General features: G+C 60.0%; 17 protein-coding genes. 13 read left to right on the top strand and 4 right to left on the bottom strand.

All coding sequences use genetic code 11. The features are described 5' to 3' along the window. Nucleotides 1-155: 155 nt before the first annotated feature. The gene (locus JFU48_RS27875; RefSeq protein WP_027613327.1) at nucleotides 156-434 is read right to left on the bottom strand and encodes a DUF3509 domain-containing protein; all 279 of its coding nucleotides are present in this window, start codon (nucleotides 432-434) and stop codon (nucleotides 156-158) included. A gap of 377 nt (nucleotides 435-811) precedes the next feature. Between JFU48_RS27875 and JFU48_RS27870 the strand changes: the two genes are divergently transcribed. The 10 genes from JFU48_RS27870 (at nucleotide 812) to JFU48_RS27825 (ending at nucleotide 10,119) form a co-directional block, all read left to right on the top strand. Then, entirely contained in the window at nucleotides 812-2,650 is a 1,839-nt protein-coding gene (locus JFU48_RS27870; RefSeq protein ID WP_201138308.1) for a long-chain-acyl-CoA synthetase, read from the top strand. Between the two features lie 97 nt (nucleotides 2,651-2,747). Then, entirely contained in the window at nucleotides 2,748-3,266 is a 519-nt protein-coding gene (locus JFU48_RS27865; RefSeq protein ID WP_201138307.1) for an ankyrin repeat domain-containing protein, read from the top strand. 196 nt (nucleotides 3,267-3,462) lie between these two features. Then, nucleotides 3,463-3,993 (top strand): hypothetical protein, encoded by a 531-nt coding sequence (locus JFU48_RS27860; RefSeq protein WP_201138306.1) that lies wholly within the window; start codon nucleotides 3,463-3,465, stop codon nucleotides 3,991-3,993. Nucleotides 3,994-4,064: 71 nt separating this feature from the next. Then, a complete protein-coding gene (locus JFU48_RS27855) occupies nucleotides 4,065-4,256 on the top strand; it encodes a PLDc N-terminal domain-containing protein (protein ID WP_003223221.1) in 192 nt (63 codons plus the stop codon). Nucleotides 4,257-4,511: 255 nt separating this feature from the next. Next, nucleotides 4,512-5,387: a polyamine aminopropyltransferase gene (gene speE / locus JFU48_RS27850; RefSeq protein WP_041068886.1), complete on the top strand. Its 876-nt coding sequence runs from the start codon at nucleotides 4,512-4,514 to the stop codon at nucleotides 5,385-5,387. A 290-nt stretch (nucleotides 5,388-5,677) separates the two neighbouring features. Further along, the gene (locus JFU48_RS27845) at nucleotides 5,678-5,911 is read left to right on the top strand and encodes a hypothetical protein (RefSeq protein ID WP_003223224.1); all 234 of its coding nucleotides are present in this window, start codon (nucleotides 5,678-5,680) and stop codon (nucleotides 5,909-5,911) included. A gap of 212 nt (nucleotides 5,912-6,123) precedes the next feature. After that, a complete protein-coding gene (locus JFU48_RS27840) occupies nucleotides 6,124-6,471 on the top strand; it encodes a ribonuclease E inhibitor RraB (protein WP_003223226.1) in 348 nt (115 codons plus the stop codon). Between the two features lie 475 nt (nucleotides 6,472-6,946). Then, nucleotides 6,947-8,356, top strand: coding sequence for a circularly permuted type 2 ATP-grasp protein (locus JFU48_RS27835; RefSeq protein ID WP_003223227.1), 1,410 nt, complete (start codon nucleotides 6,947-6,949; stop codon nucleotides 8,354-8,356). A gap of 12 nt (nucleotides 8,357-8,368) precedes the next feature. After that, nucleotides 8,369-9,319 carry an alpha-E domain-containing protein gene (locus tag JFU48_RS27830; protein ID WP_007960702.1) on the top strand — a complete coding sequence of 317 codons (951 nt, stop codon included), beginning with the start codon at nucleotides 8,369-8,371 and terminating at the stop codon, nucleotides 9,317-9,319. Then, nucleotides 9,316-10,119, top strand: a complete 804-nt coding sequence (locus JFU48_RS27825; protein WP_045122354.1) for a transglutaminase family protein — start codon at nucleotides 9,316-9,318, stop codon at nucleotides 10,117-10,119. Before JFU48_RS27830 ends, JFU48_RS27825 begins: the two co-directional genes overlap by 4 nt. 118 nt (nucleotides 10,120-10,237) lie before the next feature. On the opposite strand, the gene JFU48_RS27820 is transcribed toward JFU48_RS27825, so the two are convergent. After that, nucleotides 10,238-11,059: a c-type cytochrome gene (locus JFU48_RS27820; protein WP_201138548.1), complete on the bottom strand. Its 822-nt coding sequence runs from the start codon at nucleotides 11,057-11,059 to the stop codon at nucleotides 10,238-10,240. A 584-nt stretch (nucleotides 11,060-11,643) separates the two neighbouring features. Here JFU48_RS27820 and JFU48_RS27815 point away from each other — a divergent pair. The 3 genes from JFU48_RS27815 to JFU48_RS27805 all read left to right on the top strand — a co-directional run bounded on the left by JFU48_RS27815 (nucleotide 11,644) and on the right by JFU48_RS27805 (nucleotide 15,842). After that, a complete protein-coding gene (locus JFU48_RS27815) occupies nucleotides 11,644-12,849 on the top strand; it encodes an acetyl-CoA C-acetyltransferase (protein ID WP_045122355.1) in 1,206 nt (401 codons plus the stop codon). 24 nt (nucleotides 12,850-12,873) lie between these two features. Continuing rightward, nucleotides 12,874-15,018, top strand: a complete 2,145-nt coding sequence (locus JFU48_RS27810; protein WP_201138305.1) for a 3-hydroxyacyl-CoA dehydrogenase NAD-binding domain-containing protein — start codon at nucleotides 12,874-12,876, stop codon at nucleotides 15,016-15,018. 95 nt (nucleotides 15,019-15,113) lie between these two features. After that, a complete protein-coding gene (locus JFU48_RS27805) occupies nucleotides 15,114-15,842 on the top strand; it encodes an amidotransferase (protein WP_201138304.1) in 729 nt (242 codons plus the stop codon). 132 nt (nucleotides 15,843-15,974) lie between these two features. Here JFU48_RS27805 and JFU48_RS27800 read toward each other — a convergent pair whose 3' ends face one another. After that, complete coding sequence (locus tag JFU48_RS27800) at nucleotides 15,975-16,946, bottom strand: magnesium and cobalt transport protein CorA (RefSeq protein ID WP_003223238.1); 972 nt, start codon at nucleotides 16,944-16,946, stop codon at nucleotides 15,975-15,977. 134 nt (nucleotides 16,947-17,080) lie between these two features. Next, complete coding sequence (locus JFU48_RS27795) at nucleotides 17,081-17,803, bottom strand: lysophospholipid acyltransferase family protein (RefSeq protein WP_201138303.1); 723 nt, start codon at nucleotides 17,801-17,803, stop codon at nucleotides 17,081-17,083. Nucleotides 17,804-17,944: the final 141 nt, after the last annotated feature.

Below are 17,944 nucleotides of genomic sequence, written 5' to 3'. Positions count from 1 at the left end.
CGCGAAGGCGGTGTGTCAGACAAGGTCAATTTGTCAGACAGACCGCTTTCGCGAGCAAGCCCGCTCCCACATGGGTCAGCCATAAAAACAGGCCGCGCAGTGAAAACTGCCCGGCCTTTTTTTATCCAAAAAAGCTGTTTAAAGCTTCGAATCAGTTACAGCGAGTGATACGTCGGCAGTGCAAAACGCTGCTGGCTCTGCAGCATCGCAATCTGCGGCAGTTCGCTGGCTTCTTCAGCCAGGTCACGACGAATCGCGCTGATCGCCCACGACAGTTGGTCGGCGTTGTGCATTTGCTGATATGTCAGGGCGCGCTTGAACACTTTGCCTTCACTGCTGCGCAAGGTCAGCAAGATCCCGCCATCGGGACGTGGCGCAGTGGTGACGTTGAAGTTGGAGAACAGCGAGGTAAATTTTTCTTGGATAAGGCTCATGTCTTTCAGCTCCGTATGCACTTGAATGGCAAGCATGCAAAGGAGATTGCAGTGATTGTGCCAGCACCCTGAAAAAATAAAATCCTTATAAATCAATAGTTTAAAAATCGTGAAATCTGCAAGGGTCGTGCAATCTGCATGAATGGCCATCGTGCATCCTGCATTTTGCGGGATCGTCACGGATTAAACGGAACCAAACGGCAAAGGCGCAATCACCGCCGCCAGATGTGACAGGGCGGATACAAAACATTGCAAAAACCGCGTGTACAGGCCGAGAAGCGCTGACGTATTTTCGGACTCGACCTTGCCCACAACGCAGGTCATGCCCACAGCCCGAACAATAAAAAACGGCCAACCAGGCCGACCGGGGAGCTGCCATGAGTCACGCGCCGAGCGACACGATTACCTGGGGCATGATGCTCCGCAAACTGCCGACGATCGCCAAAGCCATCCCAAGGGTGGTCAAAGGCATGAAAGTCGCCAATGTCACGGATCCGACCCAACCGTGTGGCCTCGGCTGGACCTTCGAGCAGGCGACGCTGCGTAACCCCGAAGGCCTGGCGATCTTGCAGGACAGCGTCTTGCTGACCTATGCGCAGGTCAACCAGTGGGCCAACAGGATTGCCCACTATCTGAGCGCGCAGGGGATCGGCAAGGGTGATGTGGTGGCGGTGTTCATCGAAAACCGCCCGGAACTGCTGGTGACCATTCTGGCGCTGGCCAAGGTCGGTGCGGTCAGTGCGCTGCTCAATACTTCGCAGACCCGCGATACGCTGATCCACAGCATAAATCTGGTGGCGCCGGTGGCGGTTGTCCTTGGTGAGGAGCTGCAGCCGGCGTTTGCCGCGATCCGCGAGCAAGTGTCGATCCCGGCGCAACGCACCTGGTTTATCGCCGACCGTGACACTTACAGCCAGCCCGGTATTGCTCCCGAGGGCTACATCAACCTGATCAGCGCCAGCGCCGAAGCGCCCGGTGACAACCCGGCCAGCAGCGGCGAAGTGTTCTTCAACGATCCGTGCTTTTACATCTACACCTCCGGCACTACCGGCCTGCCCAAGGCCGGGGTGTTCAAGCACGGCCGCTGGATGCGCAGCTCGGCCAGCTTCGGCATGATTGCCCTGAACATGACCCCCGAAGACGTCGTCTACTGCACCTTGCCGCTGTACCACGCCACCGGGCTCTGTGTGTGCTGGGGCTCGGCGATCAACGGTGCTTCGGGGTTCGCGATTCGCCGCAAGTTCAGCGCCAGCCAGTTCTGGCCTGATGTGCGTCGCTATAACGCGACCACCCTCGGGTATGTCGGGGAATTGTGCCGCTATCTGGTCGATCAACCGGCCAGCGCCGAGGACAGCCGTCACCGGGTGCGCAAGATGATCGGCAACGGTTTGCGCCCCGGCGCCTGGGCCGAGTTCAAGACCCGGTTTGCCGTCGAGCACATCTGTGAGCTGTACGCGGCGAGCGACGGCAATATCGGCTTCAGCAATATCCTCAACTTCGACAACACCATCGGTTTCTCGCTGATGGCCTGGGAGCTGGTGGCGTACGACCACGACAGCGGGCAGCCGCTGCGCAGCGCCGACGGGTTCATGCGCAAGGTCGGCAAAGGCGAGCAGGGCTTGCTGCTCGCGCGGATTGACGAAAAAGCTCCGCTGGATGGCTACACCGATCCGCAGAAAACCGCCAAGGTGGTGCTGCACGACGTGTTCAGCAAGGGCGACCGCTATTTCAATACCGGCGACCTGCTGCGCAATATCGGTTTTGGCCATGCGCAATTCGTCGATCGGCTCGGCGATACCTATCGCTGGAAGGGCGAGAACGTTTCGACCACCGAGGTAGAAAACCTGTTGCTGCAACATCCACACATTTCCGAGGCAGTCGCTTACGGCGTGGAAGTGCGCAACACCAACGGTCGCGCCGGGATGGCCGCAATCACGCCCGCCGAATCCCTGGCGACCCTGGATTTCGCCGAATTGCTGGCGTTCGCCCGTCAGCGCATGCCGGCCTATGCGGTGCCGCTGTTTCTGCGGGTGAAGGTGAAAATGGAAACTACCGGGACTTTCAAATACCAAAAGACCCGACTGAAAAACGAAGGCTTCGACCCCGGCCAGACGGGCGATGACCCGATCTACGCCTGGCTGCCCGGCACCCAGACTTACGTGCAGGTGACAGATCAGGTGTTGACCGATATTCATCAGGGCAAGTACCGCTATTGAGATTGGCTATGGCACGTCTTGAGAAAAAGGGGGTGACAGCTATCGTCGCGCTCGGGAAACTGTCGGCTTTGCGATCAACCGAAAGTGGAGTTACCCCATGTCTGACCAAAGCCGCCAGATGACCCCTGAAGAAGCTGCCGAATTCACCGAGCAGGTTTTCAACAAGGCACGCGACGGTGATGCGCTGATGCTCGATCGGCTGATCGGCGCCGGTTTGCCGGTGAACCTGAAAAACAGCAAGGGCGACACGCTGTTGATGCTCGCCAGCTACTACGGCCACGTCGACGCGGTGCAGGTGCTGCTCAAACACAAGGCCGACCCGGAGCTGCGTAACGGCAACGGCCAGAGCCCGATTGCCGGCGCCGCGTTCAAGGGCGATCTGGCCGTGGTCAAGGCGCTGGTGGAAGCGGGCGCCGAGATCGAAGGTTCGTCCTTCGATGGCCGCACCGCGCTGATGATGGCGGCGATGTTCAATCGCGTGGAAATCGTCGATTACCTGATCAGCAAGGGAGCGGATCCGAAGGCCAAGGATGCCAACGGCATCACCGCGCTGGATGCGGCCCGCACCATGGGCGCGGTCGATACCACGGCGCAGCTGGAAAAACTGCTGGCCTGAGGACTGTCGAGACTCTGTGGCGAGGGAGCTTGCTCCCGCCCCAGTGCGCAGCGCCGGCAAAAATGCTGAGCCCACTGTTTTTCGGGCCGCTTTGCACCCCAGCGGGAGCAAGCTCCCTCGCCACAGGTGTCGGATGCGCCACGGAATGCGCTATCCTCCGCGCCCTCGAATTCAACCTTCCACAGGATCCGCCCCCATGAAAGCCGCACTCGTCGAACTCATCAGCAAAATCAGCTCCGGCTGCATGGGCGAGGACGAGATCCTGAATGTGGCCGACGAAGCCGCGCAGGCCTACGCCGATGCCGAAGCCTTTCTGGCGGCCAACCCGGACATCAACTACGACGACACCTTCCCGATCCCGCTGGGCGAGTGGGTCGTGGTCGGCAGTCTGCCGGAAACCGTGTTGTTCCAGGCCGACACCTACGTTGACCTGTTCGCGCAGATCGTTGCCTCGTTCGGCCCGGGCGTGGATTTCAACCTCAAGCCCAAACAACTGGCCAAGACCGAGGCGCTGACCGCGCTTAACCGCATCCAGGTGCAGATGAGCAGCCTGAACAAGGAAAACGGCGGTTACACGTTGATGAACTTCAGCCAGTTGCTCGACGACGAGCTGCAAGTGGTGCTGGTCTACGGCAACGACATGCCGCGAGTGCTGGAACTGTGCGCCGAAGTCGGTATCGCTGCCGCGCCGTCGCTGGAAGCGTTGAAGGTCGCCGTTCACATTTGAACGCAATAAAAGGGAACCCTGCGCGCGACCGTCTATCCTAAAAGTGCATGCCACTACTCTGGAGCGACACCATGGGTTCCACGTTCAACGGTCTGATTGGCCTGATCATCCTTGCCCTCGACATCTGGGCCATCATCAACGTGCTGAAAAGCGGCGCCGAGACCGGGATGAAAATCCTCTGGGTCCTGCTGATCATCCTCCTGCCGGTGCTGGGCCTGATCATCTGGGCAATTGCCGGGCCGCGGGGCAATGTGCGGATCTGACGCTTTCCCGAAAACACGCTGATCCCCTGTGGGAGCGGGCTTGCTCGCGAAGGCGATTGTTCAGTCGAAACACAGGTTGAATGACACTCCGCTTTCGCGAGCAAGCCCGCTCCCACATTGGTCTTGCGTTAGCTTCAGAGTGTGCCCTGTCGGAGGAAGGTTCGACCTGTCATCTTCGGCAACGTAGAATGCGCGCCTTTCCCGGGCAATCGTCCCCCACGATTGACGCCCGCGCATTCATCGGAGCACTTGACCATGACCGTCACCAAGACCAGCGAGTACCTGGAAACCCTCTACGAAGGCTACGGCCAGCGTTTTCGCATGGAAAAACTGCTGCACGAAGTGCGCACCGAACACCAGCACCTGGTGATCTTCCAGAACCCGCGCATGGGTCGGGTAATGGCGCTGGACGGCGTGATTCAGACCACCGAAGCCGATGAATTCATCTACCACGAAATGCTCACCCACGTGCCGATCCTCGCCCACGGCACCGCCAAGCGCGTGCTGATCATCGGCGGTGGCGACGGTGGCATGCTGCGCGAAGTGACCAAACACGCGAGCGTCGAGCACATCACCATGGTCGAGATCGACGGCACCGTGGTCGACATGTGCAAGGAATTCCTGCCGAACCACTCCAAGGGCGCCTACGACGACCCACGGCTGAACCTGGTGATCGACGACGGCATGCGTTTCGTCGCCACCACCACGGAAAAATTCGACGTGATCATTTCCGACTCCACCGACCCGATCGGCCCGGGCGAAGTGCTGTTCTCGGAGAACTTCTACCAGGCGTGCCACCGCTGCCTGAACGAAGGCGGGATCCTCGTGACTCAGAACGGCACGCCGTTCATGCAGATCGATGAAGTCAAAACCACTGCCGGCCGCCTGCGCAGCCTGTTCCCGGACTGGCACTTCTATCAGGCGGCCGTGCCGACCTACATCGGCGGTTCGATGACTTTCGCCTGGGGCTCGACCAATCCGGCCTACCGCAAGCTGAGCCGTGAAACCCTGCAACAGCGCTTCATCGGCAGCGGCATCGTCACCCGCTACTACAACCCGGAAATCCACATCGGCGCGTTCGCGTTGCCACAGTACGTGCTGCAGGCGATCAACAAGCCAAGCAACGACTGACGCACTATTCCCGGATCGGTGGTAGATCCCCTGTGGTGAGGGGATTTATCCCCGACCGGCTGCGCAGCAGTCGTAAAATCGGCAGACGCGTTGGAACTGACACTACGCGTTCGCTCAATTCAGGGACGCTTCGCGCCCCATCGGGGATGAATCCCCTCGCCACACAAGCCTGTTTCCCCATCGGTTAATTTTTTTTCATGTTCGTCTGCTGCAATCCTTTTGAACGATCAATCTCGCCAAAAGTCGAGATAGAAGTAAGCCCATTTGCGGGTTTGATCGAGGAGGCACCGATGCAAAAGTGGAAAGTCACTTTCGTGGACGATCATGGTGAAATTGTCGATGAGGTGTTCGAGCGCGCGGAATGCCCCAGCGACGACGAGGCTGCACGCCTGATCAAGGAACGGCTCCTGCCGGTGGCCGCCGAACTGGATATGAATGATCTGGAAGGGCGAACCCCGGATGCAGGTGCGAAAAATCTGAAAGCCCAGAACAGCATCGAAATCCGCAGCATCACTCCAATCTGAAATTCTTCCTGTCACTTGAAGTACCAGGCCTTGGCAGCGCCTCTGTCTTGGGGCTACTCTGCAAGCGAGATCAGCGAAACAATCGCTAAGGTCTGGTCTTGTCAGCTACATGCTTGTTTCCCGCCGGCAACCCTGTTGCCGATGCACTTCGGCCTGTAAGGCCCGGGGCGGGAATACGGAAAGTCTATCCATCTATGCGAGGGGGACGTTTCATGAGCACAGCCTATCAAGAAGACATCAGCAGCAACGTACTGCGCCGCATGAAAGAAGGCGGTTTCGACTTTTCCCGGTTCCATCCCATCGAGTTCTACGCCATTTTCCCGGACGAGGAGCGGGCGCGCAGGGCGGCAGGTAAATTCCGTGGTGAATCCATCAATGCCCAGGTCAGTGCGCGCGACGATGGCGCCTGGTCGCTGGAACTGAGCAAAGTGATGTACGCAACGTATGACGACATTGGCGATTTCGAGCAGGGATTTTCTGCCGTGGTCGAGCCGCTGGGCGGCATCATCGAGGGCTGGGGCGTGAAGCAGGAGGTGCGCAATCGCTATCGTCTTAACTGATTCAGCGCAACTATTGTCGAGCAACGGCTGACCTTCGGGTCGGCCGTTGTCGTTTCCGGCCCTGAGAATGCTCTGGCAAAACCCTGAAACAAGAATCCCGGGCAAAAAAAAGCCACCGGAGAGGGTGGCTAAAAGGGAAGACCGATAAGGAGAGGAAACCGGTCAGGGTTACGGCCTGCGGGGACTGCGCTGGCAGTCCGGATCAGTTGGGCTGAAGCCTTCAACAAGGAAGTTTTCAGCGGATGCGCCGATTATCCGCAGCCCGACCCACGCAGTGAAATCAACTCTGACTATGCTGGTAATAGGCGACAGCACTGCGTCGCAATGAGGCGGGGGCAATCAGCTTGGGGCATTTGTCGCACAGGAATGGTGCGGTGCTTGCGGCGTGATTATCCAAGCGATTGAAATCAAAGCGTTTATGCCGATGGCACGGGCCTTGCGAAGGCCTGTAGGTCCGGGTGACAAGGAGTACGGCATGATCCGCACCTATTTTGATGAAATGTACGATGTCGGCGGCCAGGTCCGCCCGCATTACCGGGAGTTCGCCCGCTGGCTGGCCGACACGCCTGACGAGTTGCTGGCACAACGGCGACGTGAGGCCGATCTGCTGTTCCACCGGGCGGGAATCACCTTTACGCTCTATGGGGACGAGCAGGGCACCGAGCGCCTGATTCCTTTCGACACCATTCCGCGCAGCATTCCCGCCAGCGAGTGGCGGATCGTCGAGCGTGGCTGCATTCAGCGGGTCAAGGCGTTGAACATGTTCCTCGCCGATCTCTATCACGAGCAGCGCATCATCAAGGCCGGGATCATCCCCGCCGAACAGGTGCTGGCCAACGAGCAGTATCAGTTGGCGATGCAGGGCCTGGATCTGCACCGCGACATCTATTCGCACATCTCCGGCGTCGATCTGGTGCGCGATGGCGACGGCACTTACTACGTGCTCGAAGACAACCTGCGCACGCCGAGCGGCGTCAGCTACATGCTCGAAGACCGCAAGATGATGATGCGCCTGTTCCCGGAGCTGTTCGCCGCCCAGCGCATTGCCCCCATCGACCACTACCCGAACCTGTTGCTCGACACGCTGAAGAGTTCCAGCCCGATCGATGACCCGAGTGTGGTGGTGCTGACGCCGGGGCGCTTTAACAGTGCGTTCTTCGAACATGCCTTTCTGGCGCGGGAAATGGGCGTTGAACTGGTAGAGGGCGCCGATCTGTTCGTGCGCGACGACAAGGTCTTCATGCGCACCACCGACGGGCCGAAAGCGGTGGACGTGATTTATCGCCGTCTCGATGACGCGTTCCTCGATCCATTGGCGTTCAATCCTGATTCGATGCTCGGTGTACCGGGACTGTTGTCGTCGTATCGCTCGGGCAACGTGGTGCTGGCCAATGCCATCGGTACCGGGGTTGCGGATGACAAGTCGGTGTACCCGTTTGTCACCGAGATGATCCGTTTCTACCTCGACGAAGAACCGATTCTGAAGAACGTGCCGACCTGGCAGTGCCGCAACCCCTCTGAACTTTCCCACGTACTGGCCAATCTTCCGGATCTGGTCGTCAAGGAGACTCAGGGCTCCGGCGGTTACGGGATGCTGGTGGGGCCGGCGTCGACGACGGCGGAAATCGATGCGTTCCGCGAGCGGATCAAAGCCAAGCCTCACGCGTATATCGCGCAGCCAACGCTGTCGCTGTCGACCTGTCCGACCTTTGTCGAAAACGGCATTGCGCCGCGCCATATCGACCTGCGTCCATTTGTGCTGTCGGGCCGCGAAACCCGGGTTGTGCCCGGTGGTTTGACCCGTGTCGCCCTGCGCGAAGGCTCCCTGGTAGTGAACTCCTCCCAGGGTGGCGGAACCAAGGACACCTGGGTGGTCGAGGATTGAAGGAAGCTTGCCATGTTAAGTAGAACTGCCTCGGATCTGTACTGGATGTCGCGTTACCTGGAGCGGGCGGAAAATCTCGCACGGATGCTCGATGTCAGCTATTCGCTGTCGCTGATGCCGCAGGACGGTCGCGGCGACGGTCTGCACGAACTGGCCATGCCGCTGTTGATCACCGGCACCCTCGACGATTACCTGGAGCGTCACGGCGAACTGCACGCCGAACGCCTGCTGCACTTTTTCGCCCTTGATGCGGCCAACCCGGCCAGCATCTACAGCTGCCTCGGTGCGGCACGGGCCAGTGCGCATGCGGTGCGCGGGCGGATCACCGCGGACATGTGGGAAAACATCAACGCCACCTGGCTGGAGATTCGCGGCATTGCCGAACAGGGCCTCAGCCGCTACGGCATGAGCCGTTTCTGCGAGTGGATCAAGGAGCGCTCGCACCTGTTCCGTGGCGCCTCGTACGGCACGATCATGCGCAACGATGCGTTCCGCTTCATTCGTCTGGGGACGTTTATTGAGCGTGCGGATAACACGCTGCGCCTGCTCGATGCGCGCTATGAAATGGCTGGCGATCAGGCCGAGGCCGTCAGTGACGGCACCGCCCACGCCTACTATCAATGGAGTGCACTGCTGCGGGCGTTGTCGTCGTTCGAGGCCTACACCGAGATCTACCGCGACGCACCCGGCGCCCGGCATGTCGCCGAGCTGTTGCTGTTGCGCGCCGATGTCCCGCGTTCGTTGCGCGCCTGCACCGAGGAAATCGACCAGATCCTCGCCCAGTTGCCGGGCGCCAACGGCCGTCCGGCACAACGCCTGGCCGCTGAGATGGACGCGCGGCTGCGTTACACCGGCATCAACGAAATCCTCGCCGAAGGCCTGCACGCCTGGCTCACCGAATTCATCCCGCTGGTGCGCCAGTTGGGCAACGCGATTCACAGTTCATACCTGGAGGCTGCATGAGACTTTCCATTAGCCACGAGACCACCTATCACTATGAAGATCAGGTGCGGGCGAGCATCCAGTATCTGCGCCTGACCCCGCACGACAGCGAGCGTCAGCACGTGTTGAGCTGGCAGCTCGACTTGCCGCGCCCGGTGCGCGCCCAGCTCGATCCGTTCGGCAATATTCTGCATGTGCTGACCATGGACGAGCCGCACGAAGCGATCATCATCGGCGCCCGGGGGCAGGTCGATATCGACGAATTGCGTGAGGCCGAGCATGAGAGCCAGTCGGCGCTGCCGTTCTTGCGCTTTACCCGTTTGACCGAGGCGGACGAGGCGCTACGGGCGTTCGCGGCAAGATCCTGCAAGCAGCGGCGTGATCGCACGGCGCTGATCGATCTGATGCATGGCTTGAATCAGCACATGACCTACACGCCGGGCTCGACCGAAGTCGACACCAGCGCCGCCGAAGCCTTCGCCGGGCGCGCCGGGGTTTGCCAGGATCACACCCATGCATTTCTGGCGTGCGCACGCAGCCTGGGGATTCCGTCGCGTTATGTGTCGGGTTATCTGTACAGCGAGGACGCCGAGCACCTGGCCAGTCACGCCTGGGCCGAAGCGTGGCTGGATGACGCCTGGTACAGCTTTGATGTGACCAACCAATTGGCCCGACCGGAGCGGCACTTGAAACTGGCGGTGGGCCTGGATTATCTGGACGCCTGCCCGGTACGCGGCATGCGCCGGGGCGGCGGGAGTGAGCAGATGCATGCGAAGGTGTTCGTGTCGCCGACGCCGGTTATCTCCGTGCAACAACAATAACGGGTTCACACGTAACCCTTGTAGGAGTGAGCCTGCTCGCGATAGCGGTCGTCAGTTGAAGGATCAGTGACTGACACTCCGCTATCGCGAGCAGGCTCACTCCTACAGGGGAATGTCGTCAGGGCTTAACCTTGCGCCCAGCCATGTGTTGCAAATAGCCGATCAACAACTGCAAATCCCTCTCCGGCAACACATCCGCGGAAAACCCTGGCATCTTCGCCTGAGGCCACTGGCGCAAGCTCTGTGGATCGCGAATGTAGCGCTTGAGGAAATCGGCGCCGAAATACTCTGTGGGGTTATACGGAATGTTCAGGTCCGGCCCAAATTGCGCGTCCCCCGCGCCGTTCAGGCGATGACAAGCCAGGCAGTTTTTCTGAAACAGGGCAAAACCCTGATTCACCGGGTCATCCGCTTTCAGCTTGGGATCCGGCAGCAGCGCGGGGAAACGCTCGGCCACCGGCGCCATGCGCTTGATGCTCGCTACTTCGAACGGCCATTGCTCCGGGCTGATGTTGCCGGCCTGCGGGTCGGTCCACACCAGATAGAACGGCCCGGCGCTGTGCTTGCCTTCCGACAGCGGCGGCCACGGCTGCGCCGGGTCCTCAATCGCCAGCCACGCCCGCGCCCCTTTGCTGTTGAGCAGCGGTGCAGCACTCAATTCTGCGGCAAAACCGTCCAGCGCCACGGCTTGCAAGTGATCGTCGGGCTTGATGCCTGTGAGCAGCGCCGCCACAGGCACGACGCGATAAGTCATGTCCTTCTTGTAGGACACATCGTTCTTGATGGTGAGGGTTTGCACCTGCGGATGCTTGAGCAATTCCTCGGTCTGCCAGGTGCGACTATTCGCGCCCAGCTCCAGCGTGAGCTGCGCCGCAGACAAGGGCATGCTCAGCAGCAAGGCCCAGAACGCAATGAGCGTTTTCAAATGTTCGCCGTCCATGTCGTGGAAGTGCACAAAGGTTGGCACAGCCAGGCTGGCCCGGGTAGCGGGCCAGTCACATTTTCATTGGCGATAACGGGCGCCTGCCGCTTGAGTCAGCCAATCACCTTGGTCAGATTGGGCAAAATCAACAACAGCGTCGTGGCGAAAAGAATGAGTCCTGCTTGACGAACTTTCGGTTGTTTGAACATGGCTTGACCGCCTTTTTTGTTATTTCCTGATGTTTGCCTGCATATCCATGACGGCAAACGCTGCACTTCCTGTTGAAGGACGTCGGCCCCGGCAAAACCCGACGACCCTGACGTACATGTACTACCTTAGAGGCCGCGTCACGCTTGGCTTAGATCCATTTCATATGTATTAGCTGCCGTTTGCGATAAAAAACGCATGAGGCGTATTGCCAGCTTCTTCGCCGCCCGCTTGCTAGACAACTCGCTGACCTGAACCGGTTCACCTGAGGGTGGATGACCGTCCGTCTGAGCGTGCGCGTCAACGTCATTGAGCGCTGTGGTCATTGAATCCATGAGCGCTCGGGCCAACAGTGACACTACGAATTTCACTCACCGCACAGGTTCGAGGACGTCATGACCCAAGCTTTGATTTTCGATGCGTTACGCACGCCCCGCGGCAAAGGCAAGGCCGACGGCGCGTTGCACAGCGTCAAACCGGTGAATCTGGTCGCCGGGTTGTTGACCGCGCTGCAAAGCCGCACGGCGCTGGACACCAGTCAGGTCGATGACGTCGTGCTCGGCTGCGTCACGCCCATCGGTGATCAAGGCTCCGACATCGCCAAGACAGCGGTGCAGGTGGCCGACTGGGACGTCAGCGTGGCCGGCGTGCAGATCAACCGTTTTTGCGCCTCGGGTCTGGAAGCGGTCAACCTCGGCGCGATGAAAGTGCGCTCGGGCTTCGAGGATCTGGTGGTGGTCGGTGGCGTCGAGTCGATGTCGCGGGTGCCGATGGGCAGCGATGGCGGCGCCTGGGCACTGGACCCGCAGACCAACTTGCACAGCCACTTTACTCCGCAGGGCGTCGGCGCCGACCTGATCGCCACCCTTGAAGGCTTCAGCCGCCACGACGTCGATGCCTACGCGTTGCACTCGCAACACAAGGCTGCGCGGGCGCGGGCTGACGGTTCGTTCAACAAGTCGCTGGTGCCGGTGCAGGATCAGAACGGCATCATCCTGCTCGACCACGACGAATTCATTCGCGCCGAATCGACGATGGAAGGCCTGGGCAAACTCAAGCCGAGTTTCGAAATGATCGGCCAGATGGGCTTTGATGCCACAGCGCTGCGGGTTTACAGCCACGTCGAGCGGATCAACCACGTGCACACGCCGGGCAACAGCTCCGGGATCGTCGACGGTGCGGCACTGATGTTGATCGGCTCCGAAGCCAAGGGCCGCGCGCTGGGCCTGCAACCGCGGGCGCGCATCGTCGCCACGGCGGTCACCAGCACCGACCCGACGATCATGCTCACCGGCCCGGCGCCGGCCACGCGCAAGGCTCTGGCCAAGGCGGGTCTGCGGGTGGAAGACATCGACCTGTTCGAGGTCAACGAGGCGTTTGCCTCAGTGGTGTTGAAGTTCATCAAGGACATGGCGGTGGACCCGGACAAGGTCAACGTCAACGGCGGCTCGATTGCCATGGGCCATCCGCTGGGCGCCACCGGTTGCGCGATCCTCGGCACCCTGCTCGATGAACTGGAAGCCCGGCGTCTGCGCTACGGCCTGGCGACGCTGTGTGTCGGCGGCGGCATGGGCATTGCCACCATCATCGAACGCCTCTGAGCCCCGAATTCAAGGAACCTTGTTATGAGCGAAGCCATTCGTTACGAAAAAGGCCAGGACGGCATTGTCGTCCTCACCATCGACATGCCGGGCCAGAGCGCCAACACCATGAACGCCGTGTACCGCGAGGCCATGGGCGCTTGCGTTGCGCGGCTGGTGGCGGAAAAAGACAGCATCGCCGGGGTGATCATCACCTCGGCGAAGAAAACCTTCTTTGCCGGCGGCGACCTCAATGAGCTGATCAAGGTCGGCAAACCCGAAGCCAAAGCCTTCTATGACATGGTGCTGAGCCTCAAAGCGCAATTGCGCACTTTGGAAACCCTCGGCAAACCGGTGGTTGCGGCGATCAACGGCGCGGCGCTTGGCGGTGGCTGGGAAATCTGTCTGGCCTGCCATCACCGGGTGGCGCTGGACGATGCGGCGGTGCAACTCGGTCTGCCTGAAGTGACGCTGGGCCTGTTGCCGGGTGGTGGCGGGGTGGTGCGCATGGTGCGCATGCTCGGCATCGAAAAGGCACTGCCGTACCTGCTCGAAGGCAAGAAGGTGCGCCCGCAACAAGCGTTGCAGGCCGGTTTGATTGATGAGCTGGCGGCGGATCGTGACGAGTTGCTGGCCAAGGCTCGCGCGTGGATTGTTGCCAACCCGAGCGCGGTGCAGCGTTGGGACGTGAAGGGCTATCAGATCCCCGGCGGCACACCGTCGAATCCGAAAGTCGCGCAAATGCTGGCGATTGCGCCGTCGATCCTGCGCAGTAAAACCCAGGGCACGTTGCCGGCTCCGGAGAAAATCCTCTGCGCGGCGGTGGAGGGCGCGCAGGTCGATTTCGACACCGCACACCTGATCGAAACCCGTTACTTCACCGAACTGACCACCGGGCAGATCTCGAAAAACCTGATCGGCACCTTCTGGTTCCAGCTCAATGAGATCAACGCCGGTGGCTCGCGTCCTCAAGGATTCGCGCCTTACGTCACGCGCAAGGTCGGCGTGCTCGGTGCGGGCATGATGGGTGCCGGGATCGCTTTCGTCAGCGCCTCGGCCGGCATCGACGTAGTGCTCAAGGACATCAATCTGGCGGCGGCCGATAAGGGCAAGGCTCATTCGGCGGCGCTGCTCGACAAGAAAGTCGCCCGTGGGCAGATGACGGCTGAAAAACGCGAGGCGGTGCTGGCGCGGATTCAGACCAGCGAAAGCGATGCCGATCTGGCGGGTTGCGACCTGATCATCGAAGCGGTGTTCGAGGATCGTGAACTCAAGGCGACGGTCTCGTCGGCAGCGCAAAAAATAGTGGGTTCTGATGCAGTGATTGCCTCCAACACTTCAACCTTGCCGATCACTGGACTGGCGACCGCAGTACCCGATCAGAGCAAATTCATCGGCCTGCATTTCTTCAGTCCGGTGGACAAAATGCCGCTGGTGGAAATCATCAAAGGCGCGCAGACCAGCGCTGAAACCCTGGCTCGGGGTTTCGACTTCGTTCTGCAGATCAAGAAAACCCCGATCGTGGTCAACGACAGTCGTGGCTTCTTTACCTCGCGGGTGTTCGGCACCTTCACCAATGAAGGCATCGCCATGCTCGGCGAGGGCGTGAGCGCGCCGATGATCGAGACCGAAGCGCGCAAGGCCGGGATGCCGGTCGGGCCTCTGGCGATCTCCGACGAAGTTTCCCTCAGCCTGATGAGCCATATCCGTCAACAAACGGCCAAAGACCTGCAAGCGGAAGGGAAACCGCTGATAGAACACCCGGCCTTCGCCGTGATTGACTTGCTGCTCAACGAATACAAGCGTCCGGGCAAAGCCGCCGGCGGTGGATTCTACGATTACCCGGCGGGTGGTCAGAAGCATCTGTGGCCGGAGTTGAAGACGCGCTTCGAGAAGGCCGACGGGCAGATTTCACCCAAGGATGTGCGTGATCGTCTGCTGTTCGTGCAGGCCCTCGAAACCGTGCGCTGTGTAGAGGAGGGCGTGCTGACCTCGACGGCGGATGCCAACGTCGGCTCGATCTTCGGCATCGGTTTTGCGCCTTGGACCGGCGGTGCGTTGCAGTTCATCAATCAGTACGGGGTGCAGGACTTCGTCGCGCGCGCGCAGTATCTGGCCGAGCAGTACGGCGAGCGCTTTGCACCACCGGCGCTGCTGTTGGAAAAAGCCGCGAAAGGCGCGCTGTTTTAAGTGATTGGGTGAACGCTGCGGGGCTTGCCTTGCCGGGGTGTTTCAAGGCAGGCTCTGGGGTGTTCATTATTCCCATCACGTGTCAGGTATTTTTTATGTCGCTACGCATCTGCATTCTGGAAACCGACATCCTGCGTCCGGAACTGGTCGATCAATATCAGGGTTACGGGCAGATGTTTCAGCGCCTGTTCTCGCAGCAACCGATTGCTGCCGAGTTCACCGTGTACAACGTGATGCAGGGCGAATACCCCAGCGACGATCAGACCTTCGATGCGTACCTGGTTACCGGCAGCAAGGCCGATTCGTTCGGCACCGACCCGTGGATCCAGACCCTCAAGCAATACCTGCTGACCCGCTACGAGCGTGGCGACAAACTGCTCGGCGTGTGCTTCGGCCATCAATTACTGGCGCTGCTGCTGGGTGGCAAGAGCGAGCGTGCCACTCAGGGCTGGGGCGTCGGCACCCACAACTACAAACTGGCGGCGAAGGCGCCGTGGATGAGCCCGGTGCGTGAAGAGCTGACGCTGCTGATCAGTCACCAGGATCAAGTGACGGCGCTGCCGGAAAACGCCACGGTGATCGCCTCCAGCGATTTCTGTCCGTTTGCTGCGTATCACATCAACGATCAGGTGCTGTGCTTCCAGGGCCACCCGGAATTCATTCACGACTATTCGCGGGCGCTGCTGGACCTGCGTCAGGACGCGTTGGGTTCGCAGATCTACTCGAAAGGTGTGGCCAGCCTGGAGCAGGAGCACCATGGCACCACGGTAGCGGAGTGGATGATGCGGTTTGTGGCGCACAAGCCAGAGGCCGAAGCGATTTAAGACCTGACATTTACCTATGTGGCGAGGGAGCTTGCTCCCGCTCGGATGCGCAGCAGCCGTAATTTACGGCAACTTGATGTCTGTATGGGCGCGCTTCGCACCCCAGCGGGAGCAAGCTCCCTCGCCACAGGACTACAACCATCCCGACTTCTTGAAACTCGCCCACAAACTTACACACCCCACCGTGATAAACCCCAGCACGGCGAAATAGCCGTAGTGCCAGCTCAGCTCCGGCATGTTCTGGAAGTTCATCCCGTAAATCCCCGCCACCGCCGTCGGGAACGCCAGAATCGCCGCCCACGCGGCAAACTTGCGCTGCACCACGCTCTGCCGCGAGGCCTCAAGCAGCACGCCGATCTCGATGGTCTGGCTGGCAATGTCCGCCAGCGTGGTCAAGTCTTCCATCTGCCGCGTGACGTGAATCTGCACATCGCGGAAGTACGGGCGCATGTTCTTGTCGATGAACGGGAAACTCAGCTTCTGCAGTTCTTCACCGATTTCGACCATTGGTGCCGCATACCGGCGCAGACGCACGACATCGCGGCGCAAGCCATGGAGTTTCTGAATGTCACGCTCATTCAACGCGCTACAGAGCACGTTGCGCTCGAGCTCATCGATCTCGGCGTGGATCGCTTCCCCCACCGGCTGGTAGTTCTCGATCACGAAATCAAGCAGCGCATACAGTACGAAATCTTCCCCATGCTCCAGCAGCAACGGACGCGCCTCACAGCGTTGGCGGACATGGGCGTAGGACGCCGAGTGACCGTTGCGGGCGGTGATGATGTAACCCTTGCCGGCGAAGATGTGGGTCTCGATGAACTGCAGCACGCCGTTCTCACGGATCGGCGAATAGGTGACGATGAACAGCGCATCGCCAAAGGTTTCCAGTTTCGGCCGGCTGTGTTTTTCCAACGCATCTTCGATGGCCAGTTCGTGCAGGTTGAACTGGCGTTGCAGGTTGGCCAACTCCTGAGCGTCCGGCTCCTCAAGGCCAATCCAGACGAAATGGCCGGGCTTGGCGGCCCACGCGGCGCCTTCATCGAGAGCGATATTGGAGACTTTCTTACCCTCGCTGTATACCGCAGCAGCAACAACTCGACCCATGGTAGTGATTCACTTCTTCTTGGCAGATGGCGGGGAATTCAACGGCGTCAGCTTAGCCGTGTGCTGCTTGAGAGTCAGTGAAATCTGCACAGTTCACCCGGCAAAAGAAAACCCGCACAAGGCGGGTTTGTTTTTCACGCAGCTTGCAGCTGCTGATCCATCGCGGCGATACATTCGCGCATCTGTTCGCGGCACTGGGACATGAGCATGGGCATGTCATCCATGGTCAGTCCTGCTGTAGGAATCGCCGGCAGCGAGCGTATGAGGATTTTCCCGCTGCGCCAGCTGTTCAGGCGCATGTGCTTGATGTAGCTGCTGACGCACACCGGCACGATCGGCACTCCGGCGGCGATTGCCATCTGGAACGCGCCTTTTTTGAACGGCAGCAGTTCTTCACCAAGGTTGCGCGTGCCTTCCGGGAATACCCAGATCGAGGTGTCCTCGTGTTGCAGGGTGTGGGTCGTGGTAAGCATCGACTTGCGTGCCTTTTGCGCGTTCCCACGATCGATCAACACGTTGCCCGCGAGCCAAAACAGTTGCCCGAACAGCGGCACCCATTTCAGGCTTTTCTTGCCGATGCACACGGTCCGGCGCGGTACCACGTTGCCGAACACGAACAGGTCGTAGTTGGACTGATGATTGGCGACGATCACGCAGCTGTCGGGCTTGTTCATCAATGGGCCGACGTCGGCCTTTACCCGCAAGCGCAAAATGCACATGGCTGGAAGCGCGTAGAGGCGGGCGCAGAGACGACTGTTGTCCGGGTTGAAGGGACGGCACAGACCAAGGATCACTCCCAGCACACCGGCCAGGACAAAGTGCAAGCCCATCAACAACATACGCAACAAAAACAGCATTTTCAGGGCCTGCCTGGACAAAAGGTGGCGCAGTGTACGGATGTGCACTGTTTTCGGCAATTGCTGCTATAGAGTCCGGAGATAGGCGATGTTTAAGCGCATGTTTCCGAGTTGATCGTCAGACGCGTCCTAGAGCTGTCG

This window comes from Pseudomonas sp. TH49 (assembly GCF_016650625.1).
Lineage (GTDB): Bacteria > Pseudomonadota > Gammaproteobacteria > Pseudomonadales > Pseudomonadaceae > Aquipseudomonas > Aquipseudomonas fluorescens_H.
Note: the sequence above shows the minus strand (reverse complement) of the source record. Positions and strands in the feature narration are given on the sequence as shown.